The 625-nt window shown below is 42.7% G+C and carries 1 protein-coding gene; it reads right to left on the bottom strand.

Annotation, left to right across the window (positions count from 1 at the left end):
* Positions 1–625: hypothetical protein (locus tag FK530_RS27580; RefSeq protein WP_231706793.1), on the bottom strand; the 625-nt coding region annotated here is incomplete at both ends.

Genomic DNA, 625 nt, shown 5'->3' on the forward strand with positions numbered 1-625 from the left:
TCCTAAATGGTCAACATCATCAACCTGACCATGACCATTACGGATTGCAACTAGCTCTTTTAAGACATCTAAAATATCTTGATTAGAGAGTGTCCCTTCTCCAGTATCGGTATCACGGCCGAGGCGGCGATTAAACTTCATTCGACCTACAGCAGAGAGATCATAACGATCACTTGTGAAGAAGAGGCTAGCAAAGAGATTCTCTGCCGCTTCTTTTGTAGGTGGTTCGCCAGGACGCATCATTCGATAGATTTCGATCTGCGCTTCTAACTGACTTTTTGTTGTATCAGCACGTAAGGTATCTGAGATATAAGCACCGCGATCAACATCATTCGTGAAGAGAACGGGGATCTCATTGATACCATATGCCACAAACTTCTCTAATGCCTCTGCAGTAATAACATCATTTGCTAATGCTAATAATTCACCGGTCGACTCATCCATAATATCTTGCGATATTACTTTACCAACAAGATATTCAAATGGTACTTCTAACTCCTCAATTCCCGCCTCTTCAAGACGTTTAATATGGCGAGCAGTTACACGACGTCCCGTCTCAACTAAGACATCACCATCAAGAATAATGTCAAAAGCAGCCATCTCACCACGAAGACGAGCAGGAACT

It is taken from the genome of Tsukamurella conjunctivitidis (genome assembly GCF_007858475.1).
GTDB classification, from domain to species: domain Bacteria; phylum Actinomycetota; class Actinomycetes; order Mycobacteriales; family Mycobacteriaceae; genus Tsukamurella; species Tsukamurella conjunctivitidis.